The sequence below is a fragment of the Noviherbaspirillum aerium genome (genome assembly GCF_008929045.1).
GTDB classification, from domain to species: Bacteria; Pseudomonadota; Gammaproteobacteria; order Burkholderiales; family Burkholderiaceae_D; genus Noviherbaspirillum; species Noviherbaspirillum aerium.
This window is the reverse complement of the sequence record NZ_VFAH01000004.1, coordinates 68,672-95,100: the sequence shown is the minus strand read 5'-3', so window position 1 is coordinate 95,100 and position 26,429 is coordinate 68,672. Positions and strand designations below refer to the sequence as shown.

Annotated in this window: 19 protein-coding genes and 1 pseudogene; 11 read left to right on the top strand and 9 right to left on the bottom strand. The window is 59.3% G+C overall.

The genetic code is table 11. The annotated features are described in order from the left end of the window. Window positions 1-15 precede the first annotated feature (15 nt). Window positions 16-2,796, top strand: coding sequence for a type VI secretion system ATPase TssH (gene tssH, locus FH061_RS08005; RefSeq protein ID WP_151634776.1), 2,781 nt, complete (start codon window positions 16-18; stop codon window positions 2,794-2,796). Beyond that, window positions 2,796-3,932, top strand: coding sequence for a type VI secretion system protein TssA (tssA, locus tag FH061_RS08000; RefSeq protein WP_151634774.1), 1,137 nt, complete (start codon window positions 2,796-2,798; stop codon window positions 3,930-3,932). The genes tssH and tssA overlap by 1 nt, the downstream gene beginning before the upstream one ends. Window positions 3,933-4,141: 209 nt before the next feature. Here tssA and FH061_RS07995 read toward each other — a convergent pair whose 3' ends face one another. The 5 genes from FH061_RS07995 to FH061_RS07975 form a co-directional block, all read right to left on the bottom strand. Beyond that, window positions 4,142-4,993, bottom strand: coding sequence for an OmpA family protein (locus FH061_RS07995; protein WP_151634772.1), 852 nt, complete (start codon window positions 4,991-4,993; stop codon window positions 4,142-4,144). Between the two features lie 589 nt (window positions 4,994-5,582). Continuing rightward, a complete protein-coding gene (tagF, locus tag FH061_RS07990) occupies window positions 5,583-6,578 on the bottom strand; it encodes a type VI secretion system-associated protein TagF (RefSeq protein WP_192804961.1) in 996 nt (331 codons plus the stop codon). A gap of 29 nt (window positions 6,579-6,607) precedes the next feature. Continuing rightward, window positions 6,608-10,360: a type VI secretion system membrane subunit TssM gene (tssM, locus tag FH061_RS07985; RefSeq protein WP_151634768.1), complete on the bottom strand. Its 3,753-nt coding sequence runs from the start codon at window positions 10,358-10,360 to the stop codon at window positions 6,608-6,610. Further along, window positions 10,336-10,581 carry a hypothetical protein gene (locus tag FH061_RS07980; RefSeq protein WP_151634766.1) on the bottom strand — a complete coding sequence of 82 codons (246 nt, stop codon included), beginning with the start codon at window positions 10,579-10,581 and terminating at the stop codon, window positions 10,336-10,338. Before FH061_RS07980 ends, tssM begins: the two co-directional genes overlap by 25 nt. A 15-nt stretch (window positions 10,582-10,596) precedes the next feature. Then, window positions 10,597-11,439 (bottom strand): M15 family metallopeptidase, encoded by an 843-nt coding sequence (locus FH061_RS07975; protein ID WP_225984538.1) that lies wholly within the window; start codon window positions 11,437-11,439, stop codon window positions 10,597-10,599. A gap of 97 nt (window positions 11,440-11,536) precedes the next feature. Here FH061_RS07975 and FH061_RS07970 point away from each other — a divergent pair, with 97 nt between their 5' ends. Beyond that, window positions 11,537-12,541, top strand: a complete 1,005-nt coding sequence (locus FH061_RS07970; protein ID WP_151634764.1) for a hypothetical protein — start codon at window positions 11,537-11,539, stop codon at window positions 12,539-12,541. Between the two features lie 93 nt (window positions 12,542-12,634). Here FH061_RS07970 and FH061_RS07965 read toward each other — a convergent pair whose 3' ends face one another. From FH061_RS07965 to FH061_RS07955, 3 genes are read right to left on the bottom strand one after another with little or no spacing between them, the layout of a single operon-like run. Next, complete coding sequence (locus FH061_RS07965; RefSeq protein WP_151634762.1) at window positions 12,635-12,865, bottom strand: hypothetical protein; 231 nt, start codon at window positions 12,863-12,865, stop codon at window positions 12,635-12,637. 17 nt (window positions 12,866-12,882) lie between these two features. Beyond that, a complete protein-coding gene (locus FH061_RS07960) occupies window positions 12,883-14,244 on the bottom strand; it encodes an ATP-binding protein (protein WP_151634760.1) in 1,362 nt (453 codons plus the stop codon). Next, window positions 14,241-14,960, bottom strand: a complete 720-nt coding sequence (locus tag FH061_RS07955) for a response regulator (protein WP_151634758.1) — start codon at window positions 14,958-14,960, stop codon at window positions 14,241-14,243. Before FH061_RS07955 ends, FH061_RS07960 begins: the two co-directional genes overlap by 4 nt. A gap of 206 nt (window positions 14,961-15,166) precedes the next feature. On the opposite strand from FH061_RS07955, the gene FH061_RS07950 reads away from it, so the two are divergent. Next, complete coding sequence (locus FH061_RS07950; protein ID WP_151634756.1) at window positions 15,167-15,649, top strand: Spy/CpxP family protein refolding chaperone; 483 nt, start codon at window positions 15,167-15,169, stop codon at window positions 15,647-15,649. A 101-nt stretch (window positions 15,650-15,750) separates the two neighbouring features. On the opposite strand, the gene FH061_RS07945 is transcribed toward FH061_RS07950, so the two are convergent. Then, complete coding sequence (locus FH061_RS07945) at window positions 15,751-17,091, bottom strand: NAD(P)/FAD-dependent oxidoreductase (protein ID WP_151634754.1); 1,341 nt, start codon at window positions 17,089-17,091, stop codon at window positions 15,751-15,753. A 384-nt stretch (window positions 17,092-17,475) separates the two neighbouring features. Here FH061_RS07945 and FH061_RS07940 point away from each other — a divergent pair, with 384 nt between their 5' ends. The 7 genes and pseudogenes from FH061_RS07940 (at window position 17,476) to ccoO (ending at window position 26,427) form a co-directional block, all read left to right on the top strand. Next, window positions 17,476-18,654 carry an NAD(P)H-dependent flavin oxidoreductase gene (locus FH061_RS07940; protein ID WP_225984537.1) on the top strand — a complete coding sequence of 393 codons (1,179 nt, stop codon included), beginning with the start codon at window positions 17,476-17,478 and terminating at the stop codon, window positions 18,652-18,654. Window positions 18,655-18,949: 295 nt separating this feature from the next. Further along, window positions 18,950-20,380, top strand: a complete 1,431-nt coding sequence (gene hemN / locus FH061_RS07935; protein ID WP_151634752.1) for an oxygen-independent coproporphyrinogen III oxidase — start codon at window positions 18,950-18,952, stop codon at window positions 20,378-20,380. A 66-nt stretch (window positions 20,381-20,446) separates the two neighbouring features. Next, window positions 20,447-21,247, top strand: a complete 801-nt coding sequence (locus FH061_RS07930) for a sulfite exporter TauE/SafE family protein (protein WP_151634750.1) — start codon at window positions 20,447-20,449, stop codon at window positions 21,245-21,247. Further along, window positions 21,238-23,832: a heavy metal translocating P-type ATPase gene (locus FH061_RS07925; RefSeq protein WP_404822431.1), complete on the top strand. Its 2,595-nt coding sequence runs from the start codon at window positions 21,238-21,240 to the stop codon at window positions 23,830-23,832. The genes FH061_RS07930 and FH061_RS07925 overlap by 10 nt, the downstream gene beginning before the upstream one ends. A 44-nt stretch (window positions 23,833-23,876) precedes the next feature. After that, window positions 23,877-24,017: pseudogene (ccoS, locus tag FH061_RS30910) on the top strand (cbb3-type cytochrome oxidase assembly protein CcoS); the annotation flags it as partial. A gap of 336 nt (window positions 24,018-24,353) precedes the next feature. Beyond that, window positions 24,354-25,781 carry a cytochrome-c oxidase, cbb3-type subunit I gene (gene ccoN, locus FH061_RS07915; RefSeq protein WP_151634744.1) on the top strand — a complete coding sequence of 476 codons (1,428 nt, stop codon included), beginning with the start codon at window positions 24,354-24,356 and terminating at the stop codon, window positions 25,779-25,781. A 28-nt stretch (window positions 25,782-25,809) separates the two neighbouring features. Beyond that, window positions 25,810-26,427 (top strand): cytochrome-c oxidase, cbb3-type subunit II, encoded by a 618-nt coding sequence (ccoO, locus tag FH061_RS07910; protein ID WP_151634742.1) that lies wholly within the window; start codon window positions 25,810-25,812, stop codon window positions 26,425-26,427. Window positions 26,428-26,429 lie beyond the last annotated feature (2 nt).

Below are 26,429 nucleotides of genomic sequence, written 5' to 3'. Positions count from 1 at the left end.
CCTGTATACAAATTCATGACAGCTAACCTGAAAGTCCTGATCGGCAAACTCAACCCGCTCTGCAAAAATGCTGCAGCCGAGGCCGTAAATCTCTGCGTCGCACGAGGGCAATATGAAGTGGATCTCGAACATCTCTTCATTGCCTTGCTTGGCAAGCAGGAGAGTGATTTTCATTATCTGGTGCGGCACTATGGTATTAATTCTGCGGCGCTCGAAGACGATCTTGATCACGAGATCGAGGGATTTCGCACGGGAAATGGACGGACGCCGGTGTTTTCCACGCGCGTGTCAACGCTGTTCGAACACGCCTGGCTGATTGCATCGATCGATTCTCACTGTACCGCCATCCGCAGTGCCCACCTGTTGCTTGCTTTATTGACCGAGCCTGGCGTGGCGCAATATGCCATCCGCTCCAGCCGGCATTTCTCAACTTTTCCATTGGATGAGCTCAAGCATAAGCTTGATGACATTGTTCGCGATTTTCCCGAATCACTTTCAACTAGTCCGGCGACTTCCCTGTCTGCTGGCACGTCGGTGCACGACACGGACAGCGCCGGCACGCGAAAGCGGGGCACGCCTTCGCTTGACAAGTACACCGACAATCTGACCCAGCGGGCAAGGGACGGAAGGATCGATCCCGTGATCGGACGCGAGAAGGAGATCGGTCTGATGATCGACATCCTGATGCGGCGGCGGCAGAACAATCCCATCCTGACCGGCGAGGCAGGGGTGGGAAAGACGGCAGTGGTCGAAGGGCTTGCCCTGCGGCTGGCGGACGGTGATGTTCCAACCGTGCTGCAGGATGTCGAGCTGCACGTCCTCGATCTCGGCCTGCTTCAGGCAGGCGCCAGTGTGAAGGGAGAATTCGAGAACCGCTTGCGCGGCGTGATCGACGAAGTCAAGGGAAGTCCCCATCCGATTATTCTATTCATTGATGAAGCGCACACCTTGATCGGTGCAGGTGGCCAGGCCGGTCAGAATGATGCGGCCAATCTGTTGAAGCCTGCGCTTGCTCGGGGCGAACTGCGTACTATCGCAGCGACGACATGGAGCGAGTACAAGAAATATTTCGAGAAAGACTCCGCGCTTGCAAGGCGTTTTCAAGCGATCAAGGTCGAGGAGCCGTCGGAGCCGGTAGCATGTGCAATGCTCAGAGGGCTTTCCTTGCGGATGGAAGACCATTTCAAGGTCCGCATACTTGATGATGCCATCACACAGGCGGTGCGCCTGTCGTCAAGATATATAACGGGGCGTCAGCTGCCGGATAAAGCCATCAGCGTGCTTGACACGGCTTGCGCCAAGGTTGCGCTGGCGCGAGACGCGGCACCGGCTGCGCTCATTGAGGCGCGCAGCCGAATTGCAGCAATGGAGGAAGAAATATCCATGGTGGAGCGGGAAGCAGCCATCGAGGCGCCGGAGCCGGACAGGCTCGAATTTCTGCATGCAGGGCGCGAGCGTGAGAGGGAAAGGCTGGCTGAGCTTGAGCGCCGCTGGGCTCGCGAAAAAGAATTGGTTGCAAGGCTTACCGGCTTGCGCGAAAGGCTGGAAGATTCAACCATCGGTAGGGAGAACGGGTGTGTTTCCAACTCGGATATCAATGCGTTCGCTCCTTCCCGTAGCGATGAAGCGGCTTTGTCGACAAATATCTATTCGCTTGACTCAGCGCCGACGCGAGGCGAAGTTGCGCGCAACGGACATCGCAAGGAGATTCTCGCCGAATATTCGAAGGTGCTGGTGGAACTGAAAGGGGGGCAGGACGAAACACTGATCGTGCCGTTTTGTGTCGATGCGCAAATGATTGCCGATGTCATATCCTCCTGGACCGGAATTCCGGTAGGAAAGATGCTCAAGGATGAGATAGCCACGGTACTGAATGTTCGTGATTTGCTTGAAGCAAGGGTCATTGGGCAGACGCACGCGCTCGAGCAGATAGCGCGACGGATCAAGACTGCACGCGCCAACATTGAAGACCCTGGCAAGCCCAAGGGGGTATTTCTGTTCGTGGGACCGTCGGGTGTCGGCAAAACGGAGACGGCGCTTGCACTGGCGGATATTCTGTATGGCGGCGAGCGAAATCTGATCACGATCAACATGTCCGAATATCAGGAGGCACATAGCGTATCCGGGCTGAAGGGCTCACCTCCAGGATATGTCGGATTCGGTGAGGGCGGTGTACTGACGGAAGCGGTTCGGCGCAAACCGCATAGTGTGGTGTTGCTTGATGAGATTGAGAAGGCGCATCCCGATGTCCTGGAGCTGTTTTTTCAGGTATTCGACAAGGGCGTCATGGAGGATGCGGAAGGCCGGGAAATCGACTTCAAGAACACCATTATCATCCTGACCTCCAATGTTGGCAGCCAAGCTATCATGCAGGCATGTCTTAACAAGCCTGCAGAGGAGTTGCCATCGCAGGATGAACTGGAGGAGCAGCTGCGTCCGAGTCTTTACAAGAATTTCAAGGCGGCCTTTCTCGGGCGGATGAGGATAGTGCCCTTCTATCCGTTGTCTGATGAAGTGCTTTCAACTGTCATCAAGCTGAAGCTGAGTCGCATTAGTGAACGCCTGACGAGGAATCATAAGCTTTCACTTTCCTTTGGAAAGGAATTTGTCGAAGCAATTCTTGCCCGTTGTGTCGAGGTGGATTCCGGTGCTCGAAATATAGACAACATCCTCAACGGAACGCTCCTGCCTGATATCGCCGGTATGTTGCTGAAGGCAATGGCGGAAGGGACGGCAATAAAGTCGATTCGCGTAGGCGTTGCCAAGTCCGGGAAATTCACATACAGGTTGGCGTGATGGACGAATCTTTGATGGACGCATCGGTGATCGAGTTGATGTCGCCTGTTTCCGATGAAAAGCCATGCGGCGAAGACTTTTCATTTTCCCCGGAATTTGATCGTATTCACGAAGCGCGTCGCGAAGACGATCCGACGCTTGATTACGGCGAATGGGAATCCGCATTGAAGCAGGCCGACTGGAAGGCTGTCGTTACCGAATGCCAGGCTCTGCTCGGAGCGAAAACCAAGGACATGCGTGTCGCAGCCTGGCTGACGGAGGGGCTGATCAAGACCGAGGGCTTCGCCGGACTGCGGCGCGGTTTGGAAATAAACATCGGTCTCCTTGAAAAGTTCGGCGCGCATATCCATCCTCGCGGTGAAGACGGCGACGATGAGCGGCGCGTCGGGACAACATCCTGGTTTATCCAGCGCGCGGCGTACCTGATCCGCTGTGTGCCTTTGACTGACGGCGGAACGGGCAGATTCAGCCTGATGGATTACGAAAACGCGGTCAATCTGCAACTGCAATTGCAACGCCATCCCGATTCCGTACCTGACCTGCAGGAACGCGTGACCTTGGAAAGGTTTGCCAATGCCGTTTCCGCCACTGAGCATCGGTATTTTTCTGAGCAGATGGAAATCATTGACCATTGCGAGAAACTGGTGCAGGCGTTTGCCGGCCATCTTGGCGAAATCCTTGGCGACGCAGCGCCGTCAATCAAGTCATTGGCGGAAAGTGTCGATGCGGTGCAGGCACGCATTCATGCTATTGGCAAAAGTCTGGGGTTGGGCAAGACATATGATGATGAAGAGATGAGTCTCGAGCATGGCCACACGGCTAGTCTGAATACAAACGACAAGTCGGCAGGCGTGGCCCGCAGTGTTCCTGATGTTTTGCCGCCGGTCCGGGACGGTTTGGCTTCAGGCCGGATTGGCAGCCGTAACGAGGCGGTCGAAGCGCTTCGGCAGGTTGCCGCCTATTTCAGGAACGCTGAACCTCATTCTCCCGTTGCCTATCTGGCGGAGAAAGCCTTGCATTGGTCGGCAATGCCGTTGCATCTATGGCTGAGAAGCGTGGTGAAGGATCAAGGCGTGCTATCCCACCTGGAAGAAATGCTTGGTGCAGAAGATGACAGAAACTCGACCGGCGCATAAACCTGGCATCGCCGCCAAAACCAGGGGCCGATAACGACAGAACGCCGTCGCGGCGCATTCCGCTGGCTGGGCTATTATCCCGAATACTCTCAAGTATTCAGGTATCGTGGTGTTATGGAACGCCTATGCCTGGATATGGACGGCGGCGTATGACTGCTTGTAATCCTGGTGACGGCGAAGCAGTTCATCAGGATTTTCTGTCTTTCCCTTTATTGTGCAGCGCGGAATTCTATTCTTCGGTTTCGCTTACGTCCGTCTTCGCTGGTATTGCTTGCTACAGGCTGGTTTGCTCCCATGCCGCTCGTACCAATCAATTCCGGAGGAAAGCCCTTCGTGACGAGGTAGGTTTTCACCGAGTCAGCACGCGCCCGGGACAAGGCAAGATTTGAAGCTGGATTGCCGATACTATCCGTGTGGCCAATCACTTCTATTTTCACCCCAGCCATTTTTTTGATCGTATCCAACATTTCGTCAAGTATCCGCGTTCCGGAAGCGGTGAGCAGAGCACTGCCGTTCTCGAATTCGATGACCCGGCCGCCCAGGGTCTGATCAAGCAGCACTTGGCTCGACGCGGATACTCGGAGTCCGTTTTTCAGTGTGTATCCGGACTTCATTGCTCCTGCAAGGCTGTTTTCTATGCTCCGGCGTGTCGGTTCATTACCGACTTCGCCGCGTATGGATACGTCTGTGCCTTCAATTGCGAGCGTGCCTTTCGAAACCGATTTGAGTTGTGGTGTGATCATCGCCTCCAGGTTTGGCAGCCAGTCCATCGGTGCCTGTACCTTCTCCACACTGATCTGATCGACGACCATGTTTTCGCCATATACACGTTGTATGCTTGCCAGCACTCGTTGCCTGGTTGCGTCATCCGGGACCGCGCCCGAGACAACAATTCGGTTTGAGGATTGGACCTTTTGAGCCGTGCCGGTATCCGCCTGTATCGGTCGTGGCAATGCCATGCCAAGAATAAGGAACGTGGCAGCAATTGGTGCAATAGCTGCAGTTGGTGCAATTCGTGCAGTTGATGCGACGGCGGATGATGGAAGGCGATTCAGGAACATGTGAATGTGGAAAAGGAATTCGCTACGGAGGGTGAGAAGAAACGATGAAGAGGGCGGCTGCCGGACGCTGGAGGAACACGGCGGTCACGCCACAATTGCACCTTTAAGAATTTTGTGTGAATCATGAACGTGGCGGTTGGTACCGTTTGGCGACGCCTTGCAGATTCCGTGGCACGGCATTTAAGGACGGGAAAACTAGGGCGCTTTCGTCCTGTCGAGACTGACTAGCCTGGACAATGCGGTGGTGACACTGCAATGTGTGGGAGCGCTTTGCCATTTTTTCCATGGATCGAAGGGCGCCGGTCTCGGCACGTCGCTTCACCAGGCTTCGTGCTGCGAGCAGATACTCTTGCCCTCGTCCATGCTGTATTTGATAAGCTGCAGTTCGGTCCGAGTCCGGGTCGGCGCCTGTAATGCTCGGCGTACTGTCCGTCCGGGGGCGCTCCCGCTCATCAACGCCACTCAACCTCGAATCGCTCGCGACGATTATCATGCATAGCCCGGGCCAGTCAGGACCTATGCACTTTAAGCATTGTTGAAGGATCGTGATTTTCATTTCATGAGCCATGGGATGGTAGATCCCGACGTGCTATCCAAAGGTATTGCGGTAACTTGCAACAAGCTGTTGAGCGGAAAGCTCATGGTGCTTGAGATGGCTGGACAGTGCAGCGAACGATGGGTATGCGGCATCGTGATACTCATTCCAATCCGTTTGCGCGAGATCGATCAGATATCCTTTCGCAGCGTGTTCATCGAACAACGCTTGAAAGATCAGGGGCGTTACTCCGGTAAAAGCGATGATGAGACGGGGACAACCGAGATGCCGGCCGGAAAAGAGACTCAGCTCTGCGGAGCTTCCGCGCAGGGAAATGGAAATCAGCTGCAGCCAGAATGTCGTCACGTCGATGCGTTGATTTTCCTGGCGGGGGAGCGGTAATGCGAGTGCCTTTTGTGTCGGCTCTGTGGACGAGGCGCGCAAGGGACTCAGCAAGTTGCCCAGCGTTAGGATCATCTGGCGCAACGAGACATGACTTCCCTCCGAATCCAGCATTGCGCTCAGACTGGCAATGGATTGCTTCGCAAGATAAGTCGCGCAACGTGATTCTGCATTCCGAATCTGAAATTCAGATTCTGGCAGGCGCGCAGTAAGCAGGTCGAGCGAATCTGGCATGTCGAGGGCTTCTATCGCATGATGCATCAGATTGCGCCTGCTTTGGCAGGTTGCGTCCAGGGCCAAGGAACCCAGCCGCAGAAATCGCAGAGGATCGGCAAGCTCGAAGGATGTAGCTGCGACCAATGGAAAACGCCGGAACGATGCGTCGCGGCTCGGTGCCAGAGTTCCCTGGATTGCATGCTTTCGATTCATTCCGAGAAACAGAAAATCGAAAGGGCCGGCATTATCGAATGATACCTTCCAGTCGGGTATTGCCATCAGCATTTCCATTCCATGGGCAATCCACTGATCCATCAGGCTGATGACTTTTGTACCAGAAGCGCTTTTTACGAAATCGCTGCGCGAGGGAATTTTCCCGAAGTAAAAGCTGCTTGAATTATTCAAAATCGATTTGTCGAATGCTCGCATCATTAGAGTTTTCTTTTCCCTTCCTTCGCGAATCAACCTGGATTGCCAACTACGGTGGCGGGTAGACGCATGCCACGCAGTCCGTTCTCGCTGCCGCTCCCAGTAGCGAGGCCTTGGCTTCGTGTGTCGCTGATGAGGCTGAACCCGGCATTGACGCTGTGCTTTCCCGCACTCCATGTCAGCTCGAAGCCCCCATCTTCGAGTTTTTTCCTTTGCGCGGCGTTAATCAATTTTTCAAGGCCGAACTTGCCGGGGAAGTCACTGATCTCCACGCGCTGTCCATCGGTCGCCACGCCGACAATCCGGGCGCCGGGCTGGCCGCTGGAGGATGGCCATATGAAGTTGAACCACTCCTGCTGCCCATTCCGGTAGCGCAAGGTCTGCCCGTCGATCTCGATGGTATATTCCAGCAGACCGGGGGAAGGCAAGGGACGCATCTGGAAACGCGTAACCGGAGTGGAACTGGCATCGGATGCCGCACCGGATGCGGCCGGATTGCCGACATAGCGGTTAATGTTGGCGGCAAAGGCGGGGTTCAGGCGAATTCCGATTTCCCCCCAGGTTCGTGCGGTGATGGTGTCGCCGCGTCGGATGACGAGTGGCCCGAGCTGGGATTGCAGAAACTTCGCAATCGCGCCGTCAGGACCGAATATCTGCGAGATTTCTGCCGGCGTGGCTTCAATCTTTGCTTGCGGTGAAAATGGATACTTGACAGCCGGCCCTCGATTGAACGGCTCGAGAACCTGCGCAGTCCATGTCCTGTTGATTTCCGTCTCGGCAGGCAACACGATCACTGCGAAGGCTTGCATCAGCGGCCTCACAAGCAAGGGACGAATGGCGGCGCGTTCACCGTCCGCCATGCCGGTCAACATGCTTTCATCAATGTATCTCAAGGTATCGGAAAGCTCGGAGCCGTTGCTGTCGAGGGTCGCCTGCATCAGCTGCCTGCTGGCGGGACCAACATCGCCGGAATTCCCGATCTGGTTGAAACGCGACCGTACCTTCGACAGATGATCAAGATAGCCGGTCACCAATGCTGCTTCCTTGTTTTCGCTGCGCAAGGACATTAGCCTTGCGATCGAAGAGAATTCCTTGCCGATCGTTCCCCGCTGATTCTCGACCGCCTTGCCGACGTTCGCCGGCACTGTCTTGTGCAGCTCCGCCGGCGTCTTGCGGAGTATTGTGGTGCGGAACCAGTCCATCATGCCATTTCGGGTTTGCTGCAATCCTTGCTGCATGGCTGAAGGATTGTCCCAGGAGGTTTCACTGTGCACCGTCTGCAGCAGGGTGGTAATGGGAGACGAGGCTGGATCCCCAAGCTTGTTCAGTGCGGCAGCCGCACCTTCGAAATTGCCGAAGTCGTTGATGGCAACTCCCTGTATGAACTTCTTCCATTCACCGATATATTCGGACTTGTACATACGGGTGAGATCGCGCTCGATCTGTTCAGGGCTTCCTTCCAGTGTAAGGTCGTCGCGGGCCGCGGTCTTGAGAACCCAGTCCGCGCTCTGCAACGTCGAAGTGCTGGCCTCCCGTATGGCGTTGGCGACGAACCGATCCCAGGCTTCATGTGTAAAGGCGCCTGGCACCGCATGGCTTCCCACCATCCACCTACGATGCTCTTCGCCGACGATCGCGGCGACCGTGCGGGCCGGAAAGCGTGTCGAGGCACGCATCTTGATTTCGTTGTAAACCCGTTGTCTTGCCGGTGTACCCTTGATCGACTCGCGCAGCTGTTCCCGAACCTCTTCCACAAGCGCGAGCTTGTTGTCGACGAGCGGAAAATCCGGCTCTCCGGCCTGGGAAAGGTAAAAATGAATCAGCCTTTCTGCGCTGCGGATGACCTGTTCACGCGGGGTCTCTCCGCGATTCGCCTCCAGCCAGTCGCGCCAGAAGCGCGTGAGCTGGTCTCCGAGATGGCTGGCGTCGACCCGGTCGCGATTGGCGAGCATGAGATAGGTCTTGAGGGCGTTATAGACGGCGTCGGCGCTGCTTGCAGACTGTTCCATGTAAGGAGTGGCTGGCGCCTGCACCTTCGTTTTCGCCAACCCTGCTGTAGCTTGCTTTTCCGCTGGCGTGGGTTCCTGCGCGGAGTCTGCCGTTCCGGCTGGATGAACTGCAGCGGCGGAAAGAAATTTTTCCAGGTTGTCTGCCACGGGAGCCAGCATGACCTGCCGAAGCCCGGCCATATATTCACCGCGCAGCTTGTGTTCGATACGTTCGCCCTGGTAGAGACCGAACCCGAGGGGCAAGGGCTTGTCGCGTCGATACTGATAAAGCTGTTCCAGGCGGTCCTGCAATATTTCAAGCGCTTCCAGGCGCGAACCGAGGTCCGTCTTGATGGCTTGCGTCTTTACCGCCTTGTCGAGATCGGCTTGTATATTGCGCAGGTATTGACGATTCGTGTGGTACGACCAGGTCCAGGCGGCGATCAACAGGCCGAGCGCGAGTGCTCCGCCGTAGAACATGGTTTGCCGAAACAGCAGTTTTCTCCTGCTTGCGTACTGTCGCACGAGTTGCCTGTCGGTGAAGATGACCGATGAGAATAGATTCTTCAGGAAGAAGCCGGTTCGAGAGTCGATGCTGGCGGAAAGCGGGCGTCCTTCGGAAAGGCGGAACTGGCGGGTAACGCGCGTGGCGGCGGAATGTATGGCACTACCTTCCTGTGTCGCGCTGGTGAAATAGAACCCGCGGAAAATGGGTTTGAACTGATAGGGGTTGTCTTCGAACAGTGTTGCAATGAAGCTGCGCAGATGATGCCGCAGGCCGGCGAATTCCAGTGGAAAGCTGAGCACGCCCGGGCTGACCGACTGTCCGCGATTGGCTGCCATGCGTGTCGTGCCCAATTCCCGCAGTCCGTCGGACAGATGATCGAAATGCTGGTCGAAGCTTGCTACGGCATTTGCGCTTCCGTCCGCTACGTATGGAAGGGTGGCGCCCCAGACGCGGCTTCGCTCATCGGAATTCGCATCTTCAAAGAAGTCGACGAAGCCGGCAACGAGGTCCATTTTGGTAAAGACAACGTAGACCGGCACGAAAAGCTCAAGCCGTTCCGTCAGTTCCTGGACGCGTTGGCGCAGTTGCTTTGCAAGGGCGATGGTCGCGTCCGGTCTCGACGTGACAAGTTCGGCGATGCTGGCGACGATCACAATGCCGTTGATGGGTGCTTTGGGACGGTATTTCTTCAGAAGGCGCAGGAAGCCGAACCATTCGCTGCGGTCTTCTTCCTCAATCGCATAGCGTCCTGCGGTATCGAGCAGGATGCCTTCGGTCGTGAAGAACCAGTCGCAGTTGCGCGTGCCGCCGATACCCTGGACGGCTCGGCCGGCCTTGTCGGAAAAAGGAAAGTTCAAGCCTGAATGTGCAATCGCGGTACTTTTTCCTGCTGCGGGATTGCCAATCACGATATACCAGGGAAGCTCATAGAGCGCGGCGCTTCCGGAGGTAAGGCCCAGCTTTGATTCCTTGATGGTGCGTACCGCTTCCGCCAGTCGCGTCCTCAGAATTTCGATTTCATCCCGTCGATCCGGAGGCGTATTTTTTGTTGCGGTTTCGCCCGCCTGCCTGAAAAGCTCGTCGATATTGCTTCCGGCGCCACGCAGGCGCCTGCGCCTGAGGAGGAAGTAAACCAGCCACGCGAGCGGAATTGCAGCCAGCAGAACTAAGGTCCAGAGCGGCGGAATTTGAAGATAGGCCGCGAACAGGGAGATGGCGGCAAGGGCCAGGCAGGTGCCGACAATGGACAAGGTACGGAAGCTCGTCAGAAAGGTGTACAGCTTGAGCATGAATGGAATTCCAATACAGCCGGTGGTGCAATCGGGAGCGGGTTCGCAAACTTGATGAAGCCTTCAGACACCCGGGCAACGGCAAAAAAGTCTTTGGCAGGGACAGGCTCAACCTCGGCAAAATTGTCGCCTGGGCAAAGTTGTAAAATTAATAATTGCAAGAATGGTAACTTAGATGATGGCACGATGACAACATTGCGTTGTTGAATGGCGACGACCACGTTTTAATATCAATGTCATGAGCGGCCGCGCCTCAGTTCCACGTGTCCGAAATCACGCATCTGCCAGCGTCCACCCCAGACGAGACCGAATGATTCGGCATATTCGCCATACAGGCGGTAACCCTCCATTGCCCAGGGATCTTTTTCGCTAATCACGAGCCGTCCACTGCGATAGAAGGCGCTGTCGGCCGCTAGCCCGAACTGGTGATAGCTCTGGAAAGCCTTCGCATTGGTCACATGCGGGCCGAGTTGCGCCAGCATTTGCTGCCGCTCCGGACTGCGATAACCTTCAAGCAGGACCATCCGATAGCCATGGCGCTCCAGCGCCCGGAACACAAGCAGGAGCCGCTGTCGGAAATCCGGATCAAGCAGCATCCATTCGCGGCTCGCCGTCGCGAGCTCCGTTCGGTCTGCGCCTGCTTCCGGCGTGATGAATACTGCGGGTGGAAGCGCAGCCGGAGGCACAAGTTGTTCGCCGTCGAGGAGCGAGGCGACTACCGGATCGCGATGAAGTGTGGCGTCGTCATAGGAATGCAGATGGGTGAAATTGGCGAAGATGAGTAGCAGGCCGGCCGGCGCCAGGACCAACACCATGCATAAGCCCAGCATGCGTCGATGTGGCCGCATTCCTGTGACCGCGGTATCGGAAGCGGCAACTGTCGTGCGCCAGGCAGCGCGTGGCAGATTGGTAAACCGCCTGATCTGGTATCCGAGCCATACCCCGCTGTATGTCGCATGATCACGCAACCATGCACGGATGGACGTGCGGCGCTTTCTGTCAAGCACATGCCAGCCTGTCGCGGCGATCGTGATCATGTAGGTAAAAGCGAGCAAAAGGAGCGGCGTGGCAGTATTCACACAAAGTTCTTAATAATTGCAAACAAGACAATATTGTATTGGTAATATTGCATTTTCGTCATTAAAAATGATTTCTATGTCTGTCCCGATTAACGATATGAACCAGCCCCATTCCGCCAGACCCGACCCGAAAGAGCGTCATGCGCTGTATGAAGCTGATCAAACCCTGCGCGATACGAATGCGGTCTTTCACGTTCTTGATGCGCTGGAGCCGCCAGCGGGTAAGCAGCGGCTGCTGCAAGGCGGACTCATCTTCCTGGCTGGAACATTCCTTCTGGTAGCGGTGGGGCTGCTGCTCAGCCGTTACCAGGAAGAGAAGCGTCCGCGGCAGGAGCAGGTCATCCATGAAGTTTCGGCGAAGGACACGGCAGAAAAGAGCAGCGAAAAAACAGGTGGAGAGAAAGGAGAGGGCGTCGCGGCGACTGCACCGGACGGCGCTGCTGCGAATATGGCGGCCCCGGGATTCGGTGACCTGGATATGTCCGGTACTTCTGCGTTCCATCAGTCGCTTGCGCTCAATACAGCGCAGCCGCCCGCCACCGAGGTTTCGCCTGCGCCGGCATCTTCCTATGCCCCAGGCAAGGAAAACGTCCACCGCAATGTCATTGACCCGCAGCGTGCCGCCGCGCAGCAGTTGGCACGCAAGCCTGCGGTAAAGACCGTGAAACCGCATGAAGTGTCACGGCTGCGGGACCGGAACCTAAGGGCAAGCCAGTCGGGTCAACGCCCGACCCGGATAGCTATGAAAAGAAGCGCAAGCGCATCGGAAAAGGCAAGAAGCAAGGATACGGATGTGGATCTGATCGCGGCCCTCCTGTCACGGGTCCCGAATAAGCAGGGGCAGACGAATGGAAGCGACAGGACTGCGGATACCGCCACGCGTATGAGCTCGCGTGCACGCGAAGCGAATCCAGGCTTGGGCGCATCCGGGGCGAATTCGGATGTGGTGATTCGTACTCAGGGGGACACAACGGAATCCTTGGTGAAGCGTTGCGGGACGCTTGGGCTGATCGAAGGCCACCTCTGCCGCGCCCGGATATGTTCCGGACTCTGGGGCAGGGACGCCGCATGCCCGATCAGTAATGCGGCAAACTCGCATTAGATCGGTTTCCTCCTGATCTGCATGCAGATCCCGGATGCATTGCCGCCGGCACGGCGTTGTGACTCCTTGCCATGGCCTGGCCATGTCGTGCCGTCACGCCTTGTTCCAGCGACAATTTGCCTCGGCCTCGACCAGCCCGGTCAAGGCGAAAACGCTCCAGGCTGTGTCGATAAGCTGCTGCGCGATCCGGGTTGGCGCCTGCGGTGCTCGGCGTACCTTGCGTACGCGTGCGCTCCTCGGCGCCAACCTGAACTGCTCGCAATGCTTATCAAACGCAGCCTGGGCGATGTCAAAACGCTTCTGGCTTTGGACTTTGACCATCACGCCCAAACCACGAACATTCAGCCTTGCACAGGCGCGGCATGCCCGAGCGGAAGAAACAAGGTCACCACCAGACCGCCTTCCTCATGATTGCGCATCGAGATGCCGCCGCCGTGCTGTTCGGCGATGTTTCTGGCAATGGTCAGTCCGATGCCTGTTCCGCCGGTATGGCGGGAGCGTGAACTCTCGAGCCGGTAGAAGGGCTCGAACACCTTCTCGAACTCGCCGGGCGGAATGCCGGGGCCCTTGTCGCGGATCGAGATGACGGCGTTTCCCCCTTCTCGCGTAACCTTGACCTGTGCTTCGTATCCGTATTTCACCGCATTATCGAGCAGATTGGTGAGGCAGCGCCGCAACGCGATCGGCCTGGCCATCAACGACGCCCCGGTGACGCCATTGACATGGACCAGCTGTCCGGCATCCGTGGCATCGGCGCAGACGCTATCGATCAGCGAATCGAGATCGAGACGCTGCATGGCTTCAGCCGAGTCCATGCTGCGCGCGAGATCGAGGCCTTCGCGCACCATGCCCTGCATGGCAGACAGGTCGCTGATCAGCTTGTCCCGCAATTCGGCGTCATCCACCTTTTCGAGACGCAGCCGCAGGCGTGTCAGCGGTGTCTGCAGATCGTGGGTGATGGCGGCAAGTATGTGGGCGCGCTGCCGGATATGGCTGCGAATCCTCGACTGCATCGCATTGAAGGCGGCCGCCGCCTGGCGCAGTTCCGTCGCCCCGCGCTCCGGCAGCGGCGGACGTTCGATGTCATGTCCGAGTTCGGTCGCCGCTTCGGCCAGCTGCTTGAGAGGACGCATCGCCGTACGGGCCACCACTGCGGCGACGACCGCTATGCTTGCCAGCAGCAGTGCCGCATAGGTCTGCAAATCGATTCCGGGAGCCATGGGAGGCGGGCGCGGCGGCAGGACCGATATCCGCAATCTGGATCCGTCGTGCAACGTGATCAGCATGGCTTCGCAGCTGACCCGCTGCTCGGGCGGGCGGCGCATGCCGCGCCCGGTCGATGCGCAGTCCGCCGCTGTGGCCGGCGTGGATACGATCCGATAGTCTTCCGGCAGTCGCTTGTCAAGCATGCCGGCGAGGGTGGAGCGCGGTTCCTTGACGGCTTCCTGGCCGCTGGCAATTTCGGCGCGCATGCCGACGCCGGTGGCCGCCGTGAAAAACGGCTCACGCAGGTGGGCGGGCACGGTTTCCAGCGACAGCACGAACTGGGCAATCCTTTCCACCGCATGAAAGTCCCGGAACTGGCCGATCATCCGCTGCCGCTCCCTGGCCGCCAGTCCGAACGACAGCAGGGTGCTCAGCACGACACCGATGAACAGCATCAGGAATACCCTGGTCGTCATCGACTGCAACAGTGTTTTCATTCCTTGGCGACCTGCGTGGCCAGCACATAACCTTCATTACGCACCGTCTTGATGATCTGGGGCGAACGCGCGTCGTCGCCGAGTTTTTGCCGCAGCCGGCTGATCTGCAGGTCGATCGATCGATCGAAAGGATCGGCGTCGCGGCCTTGTGTCAGGTTGAGCAGATGGTCGCGGCTCAGCACGCGGTTGGCGTGATCAAGGAAGATTTTCAGCAGGCGGTATTCGGCGCCGGAAAGCGCGACCACGACGCCCGCCGGATTGATCAGATGGCGCGCGGTGACATCCATGGTCCAGCCGGCGAACTTGATCTGCTGGGACTCGCTGGTCTGCATATGCGGCGGCAGGGCCTGGGTGCGTCGCAGCACGCTGCGTATGCGGGCGAACAGCTCACGCGGCTCGAAAGGCTTGGGTACATAGTCGTCGGCCCCCATTTCCAGGCCGAGGATGCGATCGACGGGTTCGCCGCGCGCCGTCAGCATGATGACTGGAATGGCGGAATGGCTGCGCAGGTTGCGGCACAGGGTCAGGCCGTCCTCGCCGGGAAGGTTGAGATCCAGGACAATCAGATCGACACGGTGCTCCTGCAAGGCTTTCTGCATGGCCTTGCCGTCGCCGGCAGTCACGGCGCGGTAGCCGTTCTTTTCCAGATACTCCGCCAGAAGGGTGCTGATCTCGCGGTCGTCGTCGACAATCAGAATTTTTTGTGGATGTTCCATGAGCGGATTATGGCAAGTTCGAACGGGTCGGGGTACCGCAATTGTATCGCGGTGTTTCCCCTGCAATACCCGATACAGAACGATACAAACTCTCCGACGCTGCGTACTTGCCGCTACAACAATGGCCAACACCGACATGCTGCCGATACACGCCGGCGTCACGATGGATCCCGTGCATAAGGCACTGATCACTTCAGGAAGAAATCATGATGAAACGCATCCATAAAACCCTTGTTTCCACCTTGCTTGCCGCTGGCATCGGCACCGGCGCGCTGGCAGTGCAGGCACAGCCCTCTCCCGGCGGGCAGGCAGCCGGCCATCATGAACGTTCACCCGAGAAGATGCGTGAACGCATGGAGAAGCGGCAGGCCGAGCTGCGTGCGAAACTCGCTCTGAACGCGAACCAGGAAATCGCCTGGAACGCCTATGTCGCCAGGATGCGCCCCGGCGATATGCCGCAGCGTCCCGACCGCGCGGAAATGGAAAAACTGAGCGTGCCGGACCGCATGGAAAAGAGGCTGGCGTTCATGAAGCAGGCGGAACAGAGAATGACCGAGCGGCTCGCCGCCACAAGGGAATTCTATGCAGTGCTGTCGCCAGACCAGCAAAAGATTTTCAACGAGGAATTCAAGTTTCATGGCCGCTCGCGCCATCATGGCCCTGACGGCCATCATGGCGGCGCCCGCTGATCGTTTGGCGTCTTGCCTGAGCGGTGTCGCCTTCACCCGCACGGTCGGAGGGGGCGGGCAGCCCGGCAGCGGGAGAGGCGAATCGCCGCTCCCGCGTCCCTTCAATGGAGCTTGATGCGCGGATTGCGCGCCCAATTGATGGTTTCGGCCCAGGTCTGCAGCCAGGTGCGGAACCAGCCGTTGACGGTGATCTGATGGTTCTTGTGCAGCCACCAGTACATCCACTTGGCAATGCTGCCTTCGATGAACACGGAGCCGCGTGCAATCGCTCCCATCAGGCTGCCGACCGTGCTGTAGTTGCCCAGCGAGACCAGCGAGCCATGGTCCCGGTAATGAAAATCGAGAAGGGATTTTCCCTGCAGCATGCGCACTAGCGATTTGGCGAGGGTATTGGCCTGCTGATGGGCTGACTGCGCGCGCGGCGGAACGGTGGACTTGCCGTCCTCCATCGGGCAAGCCGCACAGTCGCCGATGGCAAAGATGGACGGGTCGCGCGTCGTCTGCATGTTCCGGTGCACGACGAGCTGATTGATCCTGTTGGTTTCCAGCCCGCCGAGCTCCTTCATGAAATCGGCGATCTTGATGCCGGCGGCCCATACGACGATGCTGCTCGGGATGAACCTGCCGCTCGCCATCCGCACGCCTTCCTTCGTCACTTCAGTCACGCGCTCGCTGGTATGCACCTCGATATCGAGTTCCTTGAGTTCATGCGTGACGGCAGACGACAGGCGCTCCGGCAGAGCCTGCAGGATTCGAGGTCCCGCATCAACGATCACGATCTTCAGATCCTTTTCCGGATCGAAGTTGGCAAGGCCGTAGCTGGTGATGATCTTTGCCGTCATGTGCAGCTCGGCGGACAATTCCACGCCGGTCGCGCCGCCGCCGATGATGGTGACGGTGAAGCGTTCCTGGCCTGATGTCTTGGGCCTGGCCTGCGCCCGGATACAGGAATTGATGAGGCGGGTATGGAAGCGCTCGGCGGCTTCGGGCGAGTCCAGCATGATGCTGTGTTCATGCACGCCGGGCGTGTTGAAGTCATTGGTCTGGCTCCCGAGTGCCAGCACCAGCGTATCGTAGGGAATGGACTGGCGCGGCAGGATCTCTTCGCCGTTTTCGTCATAGATCGGGGCAAGGAATATCTCCTTGCCGGCGCGATCGAGGCCATCCATGCGTCCCAGCCGGAAATTGAAATGATAGTTCCGGGCAAGGGCAAGATATTCGAGTTCATCCGAATGCGTGTCGAGCGTACCGGCCGCGACCTGGTGAAGCAGTGGTTTCCACAGATGGGTGCGGGAAGCATCGACCAGCGTGATCTCCGCCCGTTTTTTCTTTCCCAGCTTCTTGCCCAGGCGCACCGCGAGCTCAAGCCCCCCGGCGCCGCCGCCGACGATCGTGATGCGATGAAGCGCTGCGTTTCCTGTCTGACTCAAACTGTCCTCCATGAAGTAATCCAGCGGCGGCATGCCGCCGGAATATTGTGGCTTGTCCTTGCGCCTCGTCCTGTTCCGTTGTCTGTTCAGACACGCCGTCTGTTCGAACCCGCCGCTGTCCGTTCGGACGCGCTCGCTGGCGGCCGATTTCAAGCCGCAGCTTGTGAAGTTAATAATATTGCGATTGATTAAAGTGACATCGATGCAGCCGTGGAGTTCGCGGCTTCGGCCCGGACCTTGACGCGACCGCATGTCGTAGCGCGCAATCCGCATGAACCAGCCTTCATGCGCGCGTCCTGATGAGCGCTTGGAAATAATTGACTGAGATCAAATACATTGCATTTCCCGTTTGCTACATTCGCTCGTCCTTTAGACCGCTTTGACTGGGAAAACGCCGTGTTACAGACCACATTGAAACCGCTTCATATCAAGGGAAGAAGCCTGCTTCCCATCGTACAGGGAGGCATGGGAGTGGGTGTTTCCGCGCACCGTCTCGCCGGCAGCGTGGCGGCGCTAGGCGGCGTCGGCACGATTTCCAGCGTGGACCTGCGGCGGCATCATCCCGACCTGATGGCCGGCACGGGCAAGAGCCGCGACAAGACCCTGATCGATAAGGCGAATCTGACGGCGCTGGACCGGGAAATCAAGGCCGCGCTGCAACTCGCCGGCGGCCAGGGCATGGTGGGCGTCAACATCATGCGCGCAGTGGCCGAATACGCTGCCTATGTCAGGCAAGCTTGCGAGAGCGGAGCGCAAGCCGTCGTGGTCGGCGCCGGACTGCCGCTGGACTTGCCGGAACTCGCCGCGGACCATCCCGACGTGGCGCTCATGCCCATTCTTTCCGATGCCCGGGGCGTGGCGCTGGTGCTGAAGAAATGGATGCGCAAGAACCGTCTGCCGGATGCCATCGTGATTGAAAACCCGCGGCATGCGGCAGGACATCTCGGCGCGGCCCGCATGGAGGATGTCGACCAGCCGCATTTCGCCTTTCCCGCCGTGCTCGAAGCTTCCCAGCAAGTCCTGCGCGAACTCGGACTGGAGCGCGAATCCATTCCGCTGGTCGCGGCCGGCGGCATCAACAGTCATGAACAGGTGCGTGCGCTGCTCGCGATGGGAGCAAGCGCCGTGCAATTGGGTACTGCATTCGCCGTCACGACGGAAGGCGATGCGCATGTCAACTTCAAGAAAGTGCTGGCCGAAGCCAAGCCGGAAGACATCGTCACCTTCATGAGCGTGGCAGGACTGCCGGCGCGCGGGGTGCGCACGCCCTGGCTCGCCAATTACCTGGAGAAGGAAGAGAAACTGCAGCGCAAGGCGGGACCGAAGGAATGCACGGTCGGCTTCGACTGCCTGCACCAGTGCGGGCTGCGCGACGGCATCGCCAAGTCGGGGCAATTCTGCATCGACACCCGACTGGCGTTCGCGCTGGAGGGCGATGTCAAGCGCGGCCTGTTCTTCCGCGGCTCCGAGCGGCTGCCCTTCGGCAGCGAGATCCGTTCGGTGCGTGAACTGATGGAATTCTTGCTGAACGGCAGCGATTCTTCAGCAGTATCGACGGAGCGTGCCGCCGCATAAAGCCGGGCGACAAGCGATATCCGATGCACCACCAGGCGCCGCCGGATCTGCCCGCGGCGCATCCGGGCCTTCTCTCGTCTTTGCATTGCCGCATTGGCATGTCGTTTCATGACGGCGATTGCCAGGAGCGCAATGCAGGCAAATCTTGACGCCAAGTCTTCACGCCGCCGCAGCCCGTTTCGCCAATCCGGAGCGTTTTGACCTGGATCAATGTTGCGAACGACCCTGGACTCGTACACTGCCAGCCATTCTAGGTGCGCCCAATTGTTTGGGTGCGCGATAGCCGGAGTCCGACATGGCAGTTCCTGCAACAGCAATCCCCCAAGTTCCCAACGTCCAGTTCGACGCAGCGCTGATCCGCAAGCTGAGCCGGCAGGGTCCGCGTTATACGTCCTATCCGACCGCCGACCGTTTCGCCGATACCTTCGGCATGGGCGATTACCTGCAGGCGGTCAACCAGGTGCGCGCGCTTGGCGCGCGCAATCCGCTGTCGCTGTATGTGCACATCCCGTTCTGCGACAAGCTCTGCTACTACTGCGCCTGCAACAAGGTCATCACCAAGAACCGCAGCAAGGCCGAGGTCTACCTGACCTACCTGAAGCGGGAGATCGACATGCAGGGCAAGCTCGTCGGCGACCTCAATGTCGTCACCCAGCTGCATTTTGGCGGCGGCACGCCGACTTATCTTTCCGACGAACAGATGGGCGAGCTGCTGACCCATCTGCGCAGCCGTTTCCGTTTTGCCAACGATGACGATGGCGAATATTCCATCGAAATCGATCCGCGCACCGTCACGCCGGAACGCGTGCGCGCCTTGCGCAATCAGGGTTTCAACCGCATCAGTTTCGGCGTCCAGGATTTCGACGCCGAGGTGCAGAAGGCCGTCAACCGCATCCAGCCGGAAGAAGTGACGCTGGCCGTCATGAACGCAGCGCGCGAGGCCGGTTTCCGTTCGATCAGCATCGACCTCATCTACGGCCTGCCGAAGCAGACGCTGATGACGATGGACCAGACGCTCAACAAGGTGATCGCCGCCAACCCCGACCGTATTTCGGTCTACAACTATGCGCACATGCCGGCGCTGTTCAAGCCCCAGCGCCGCATCAATGAAGACGAGCTGCCCAGCGCCGAAACCAAGCTTGACATGCTGTCATTGTGCATCCGGCGGCTGACCTCGGCGGGTTACGTCTACATCGGCATGGACCATTTCGCCAAGCCCGACGACGATCTCGCGATCGCCCAGCGCCAGGGCAGGCTGCATCGCAACTTCCAGGGATATTCCACCCATGCGGAAGCCGAGATGATCTCGGTCGGCGTGTCGGCCATCAGCGCCGTCGGCTCGACCTACAGCCAGAATGAAAAAACGCTCGATGCCTATTACGAGCGCATCGAGCAGGGCGAACTGCCTATTGCGCGCGGTACCCGGCTGACCGTGGACGACCTGCTGCGCCGAGTCATCATCCAGATGCTGATGTGCAATTTTGAACTGTCGATCCGATCTCTGGAGCTTGCGTATCCGATCAGCTTCGCAAGCTATTTCCAGAACGAGCTGGAGCAGCTGCGCGTGATGGAGGCAGACGGCCTGCTGAGCATCGATAACGACTGGCTGACCGTCAGCCCGAAGGGGCGGCTGCTGATCCGCAACATCTGCATGGTGTTTGATGCCCATCTGAACCGGAAGCAGGAAGTGAAGCCGGATCGCCTGCGCTATTCCAAGACCATCTGATGCCGCAGGACGCGGATTTCAGCTTCAGCTACAGGGCCATTTCAGCCACGGGGCAATGAGTACACAGTGAACGAGCTTTCCTTGATTTCCTTTTTCGTCGTCGGCCTGATGGGCAGCGTTCACTGCATCGGCATGTGCGGCGGCATCGTCAGCGCCTTTTCCGCCGGCTCCGGACGTCGCGTCATTCCAATCGCCAATGCGCAGGGTGCGGTGCTCGCCCGCCCGGCGATGCTGGAAGACGGCCTGCGCATGCTGTCCTATAACGCCGGCCGCCTGTCCTCCTACGCGCTGGCCGGCGCCATCGCCGGCGGCATCGCCCAGGGGGCGCGTACGCTCGCCGTCATGTCATCGCTGCAGATCATTCTTTACTGGCTTGCCAACCTGATGCTGGTGGCTCTCGGACTTTACCTGATGGGAAGCTGGAGCGGACTGGCACGCCTGGAATCCGCCGGGCAGGTCGTCTGGCGCCGGATCCAGCCGCTGACCGGCAAGCTGCTGCCGGTAGACAGCGCGGGAAAGGCGTTCGCGCTCGGCGGCTTGTGGGGCTGGGTTCCCTGCGGCATGGTGTACAGCGTCCTGCTGAGCGCCATGCTGAGCGGATCGGCTGCCAATGGCGCGTCCATCATGCTGGCATTCGGTACCGGAACGCTGCCGATGCTGCTGGGCATCGGACTCCTCGGGGCGCGGCTTCAGCAGTGGACCCGTTCGTCCCGCGTGCGCATGGCAAGCGGCTTGCTGGTGCTCGCCTTCGGCCTGCTCGGTCTGGCGCGCGCCGTGCACGGCTTGCCGTCCGGCTGGCTCGATGCGGTGTGCATTACGCCGGCCGCAAGCACCGGACATGGCATGCATTCGGGAGGATGGAAATGACGGCCTCAGCTGCAAAACCCGACTATGCGCCGGTCGAGGCAAATGCCTGTTTTCATTGCGGCCAATCGATTCCTGCATCTGCTCACTGGACCGTGCGCATCGCCGATGTCGAACGCGCAATGTGCTGTCCAGGCTGCGAAACGGTGGCACGGACGATCGTCGAAAACGGCTTGTCCGACTACTATCTCAATCGCCAGGGCTATTCGCCGAACGCGGCCGATGCGTCTCTGGTGCCCGATGAGCTGCGGCTTTACGATGCTCCGGAAATCGTCGCGCAGTTCGCCGCCGAGGACGAAGGTGCACAGGCATGCGAGGCCGTTTTTTCGGTGGAGGGCATTCGCTGCGCCGCCTGCGTCTGGCTGATCGAACGCCGCCTGGCGCGCCTGCCGGGCGTGGCTTCGTTCAACCTGAATGTCGCCACGGCAAAGCTGCACGTGCGCTGGAATCCCGCGGCATGCAAGCCGAGCGCGATCCTGCTGGCGGTGCGGGAAGTCGGTTACATGGCGTATCCCTTCGATGCCGACCGGCATGAAGAGCAGATGCAGCGCGCCGGCAAGACCCTGTTCCGGCAGTTGTTCATCGCCGGCCTGTCGATGATGCAGGTGATGATGTATGCGGTGCCGGTCTACCTCGCCACCGACGGCACGCTCGATGCCGACATGGAAGCCCTGATGCGCTGGGCGAGCCTCTTCCTCACGATTCCGGCAGTGTGCTATTCCGCGCTGCCGTTCTTCCGCGGCGCCTGGACCAATTTGAAGAACCGCGTGCTCGGCATGGATGTGCCGGTCGCGCTCGGCATCGGCGCGGCATTTGCCGGCAGCGTGGCGGCGACGCTGGAAGGCGGCGGCGATGTCTACTTCGACTCGGTAACGATGTTCGTTTTCCTGCTCCTGTGCAGCCGTTATCTGGAATTCATTGCTCGCCGCAAGGCCGCCTCCGGGCTGGAAAGACTGCAGTCGGCGCTGCCGGCGTCGGCGGCCCGCATGCCGGCATATCCCGAAGACCGCACGGTGGAAGTCGTGCCGGCCGCACGCTTGTCCGAGGGCGAATTCGTTCTGGTCAAACCGGGCGAAGCCTTTCCGGCGGACGCGGTCCTTGTCGAAGGTGCGACCGCGATCGACGTCTCCCTGCTCACCGGCGAAAGCGATGCGCAGCCGAAGCAGGCCGGCGATGCATTGCCGGGCGGCGCGGTGAACGCCAGCCAGCCGGTAATTGTGAAGGTCACGAAAGCGGCGCGAGAAAGCACCCTGTCGCGGCTGGTCAAGCTGGTGGAAAGGGCAGGGCAGGAAAAGCCGCGGCTTTCCCTCTGGGCCGACAAGGTGGCGGCATGGTTCGTCGCGGCGCTTCTCCTGCTGGCGGTCGTGGTGTTCGTTGCCTGGCAAACCCTTGATCCGGCCCGTGCGTGGCCGATTGCGATTGCCGTTCTCGTGGTTTCCTGTCCCTGCGCCTTGTCGCTGGCGACGCCAAGCGCTCTCGCGGCGGCCACCGACAGGCTGGTTTCCCAGGGCGTGCTGGTTTTGCAGCCGCATGTGCTGGAGACGCTGCATCGAACCACGCATGTGGTATTCGACAAGACCGGCACCCTGACCAGGGGCAAGCCTGCGCTCGCCGGCAGCGTCATGCTTGGCACTCAAGATACCGCTCGCTGTCTCCAGCTGGCGGCGGCATTGGAGGCGGGCAGCACCCACCCATTGGCGCAGGCACTCATCGACGCCGCAGGATTGGAAACTGCGAACGGCACAAGCCCGCCGATGCCCACGGCGCAAGATCTGCGCAACGCCGCTGGAAAGGGCGTGGAAGGCGTGCTTGCCGGCAGGTGTTTTCGCCTTGGCAGCCTGTCTTATGTTGAAGAACTGGCAGGCGAGCTGCCAACGGCGGCAACCATGCCGGGGAGTAAAGCAGCGCCGCCGGCAGCGCATGTCACGCCGGTCTACCTTGGGTGCGGCGATGGCTGGCTGGCGCGGTTCGACCTTGCCGATGCATTGCGCGAGGATGCGGCGCGGGTCGTGCGGCAATTCCAGTCGCTCGGCAAGCAGGTGATCCTGCTCAGCGGCGACAGGCAGGATGCCGCGGATGCGGTCGCTTTCAGGCTGGGCATCGATCAGGCCCTTGGAGAACAGTTGCCGGAACAGAAGCTGGCATTTGTGCAAGCGCTGCAGCAGGAGGGCGCGGTCGTCGCCATGGTGGGCGACGGCGTCAATGATGCGGCGGTACTGCGCGCGGCGGATGTCTCCTTCGCCATGGGCGGCGGTGCGGTGCTCGCACAGACGCACGCGGATGCAGTATTGCTTTCCGCGCAGCTCGACGCGGTAGGCGATGCCATGCGCGCGGCATCGCAGACGATGGCAGTCATCCGCCAGAACCTGGCCTGGGCCAGCATCTACAATGCGCTGGCGATTCCTGCAGCGGCCGTCGGCGTGCTCAATCCCTGGCTGTCAGGGATCGGCATGTCGCTCAGCTCGGCGGTGGTGATCATCAATGCATTGCGGCTGCGGCGCGTGCCGAAGCCAGTGCCGGTGCCGGCTCGTGAAACCCGTGCTGCGGAAACCGCAGTGGCGGCGCCTGCCGCCGTGGCGAATGCATGAATGCCACTATCGCAAGCCTTGCAGCAACCTGAAGGAGAAACACCATGGAAGCTTTATACCTGCTCGTTCCGATGAGTGTCTTGGTGGTGTTCTTCACCATCTGGCTTTTTTTCAATGCTTCCGACGGCGGGCAATTCGACGACCTCGTCGGTCCTGGCATGCGCATCCTGCAGGATGACGACAGCACCGGCAACGGCATTGGCAACAGCATTGGCAACAGAGACAACAAGCCCGCCAGGGAAGACACCCTGCGAGATGGCGCGGCAACGTCGCCGGGCAACATGGCAGGCACCGCATTGCCTAAATAATCGGCACATCAAGCCTTCCCCAAGCCTGCCTCAGGCTTCCCCTTCTTGTCGTTTTCGCCTTTGTTCGCAAGGCGAGAACGACGTTTCCGCTGCATCCCCGCAACGCCTTCCAACTATTTTCGGCCATCCGGACCAATTTGACTCAGGTCAAGGTTTTTGGGGGGGCGAACTCGTACTCTGCGTCCATCGTGTTAGCAACCTTGGAGATCGTACGTGGATACATCACAAAACTACAACTACAAAGTCGTGAAGCAATTCGCGATCGCGACGGTAGTGTGGGGAGTGGTCGGCATGCTGGTGGGCGTTTTCATCGCCGCGCAGCTTGCCTGGCCGGCTCTTAACTTCGACACGGCATGGCTGAGCTACGGTCGCCTGCGACCGCTGCACACCAATGCCGTGATTTTCGCCTTCGGCGGTTGCGCGCTGTTCGCCACGTCCTACTATGTGGTGCAGCGCACATCGCAGGTCCGGCTGTTTTCCGACGGACTCGCAGCCTTCACCTTCTGGGGCTGGCAGGCAGTGATCGTCGCCGCCGCCATTTCCCTGCCGCTGGGTTATACCTCCGGCAAGGAATACGCCGAGCTCGAATGGCCGATCGACATCCTGATCACGGCGGTCTGGGTTTCGTACGCGGTTGTGTTCTTCGGCACGCTGGTCAAGCGCAAGGTGCCGCACATCTACGTCGCCAACTGGTTCTTCGGTGCCTTCATCCTGGCTGTCGCGCTGCTGCACCTGGTCAACAGCGCGGCCATCCCCGTGAGCATGGGCAAGTCCTACTCCGCCTATGCCGGCGTGCAGGATGCCATGATCCAGTGGTGGTACGGCCACAATGCGGTGGGCTTCTTCCTGACCGCGGGCTTCCTCGGCATGATGTACTACTTCATTCCGAAGCAGGCCGACAAGCCGGTCTTCTCGTATCGCCTGTCGATCGTGCACTTCTGGGCGCTGATCTTTACCTACATGTGGGCGGGCCCGCACCATCTGCATTACACCGCATTGCCTGACTGGACACAGTCGATCGGCATGGTGTTCTCCCTGATCCTGCTGGCTCCGAGCTGGGGCGGCATGATCAACGGCGTGATGACGCTGTCCGGCGCATGGGACAAGCTGCGTTCCGATCCCATCCTGAAGTTCCTGATCGTGTCGCTGTCCTTCTACGGCATGTCGACCTTCGAAGGCCCGATGATGTCCATCAAGACCGTCAATGCGCTGTCGCACTACACCGACTGGACCGTCGGCCACGTGCATGCCGGCGCGCTCGGCTGGGTCGGTTTCATCACCATGGGTTCGATCTACTACCTGCTGCCGCGCCTCTCGGGCAAGACACAGATGTGGAGCGTGCGCCTGATCGATGCGCATTTCTGGGTCGCCACCATCGGCATCGTTCTGTACATCGCCGCGATGTGGATTGCCGGCGTGATGCAGGGATTGATGTGGCGCGCGGTGAACGCCGACGGCACGCTGACCTACACCTTCGTCGAATCGGTCAAGGCAACCTATCCCTACTACGTGATTCGCTTCGGCGGCGGTCTGCTGTACCTCACCGGCATGATCATGATGGCCTACAACACCTTCATGACCGTCCGCGACAGCAAGGAAGTGACAGCCGGTATTCCTTCCACCCTCGCGGTACACGCCTGAACCAGGTTTGAAACAGGAGCAGTAAGCAATGAAAAAGTTTTCTCATGAATGGATTGAAAAGAATCCCTGGCTGCTGATTGCGCTGGTGGTTCTCGTCGTGAGCGTTGGCGGTCTGGTCGAGATCGTTCCGCTGTTTTTCCAGAAATCAACCACCGAACCGATCGCCGGACTCAAGCCTTACTCGGCGCTGCGCCTCGCCGGGCGCGACGTGTACGTGCGCGAGGGTTGCTACAACTGCCACTCGCAGATGATCCGTCCGTTCCGCGCCGAGACCGAACGTTATGGCCATTACTCGGTTGCTTCCGAGTTCGTCTATGACCATCCGTTCCAGTGGGGCTCCAAGCGCACCGGCCCGGACCTGGCGCGCGTCGGCGGACGCTACAGCGATGAATGGCATCGCACCCACCTGATGAATCCGCGCGACGTGGTGCCCGAATCGAACATGCCTTCCTATCCATGGCTGGCAACGACCAAGCTCGACCCGCAGTCGGTGGCGCCGAAGATGGTGGCGCTGCGCCGCCTGGGCCATCCGTACAGCGATGAGGAAATCGCGAATGCGGCCAAGGAAGTGGACGGCAAGACCGAACAGGATGCGCTGGTCGCCTATCTGCAAGGCCTCGGCATCCAGATCAAGGCAAAGAGGTAATC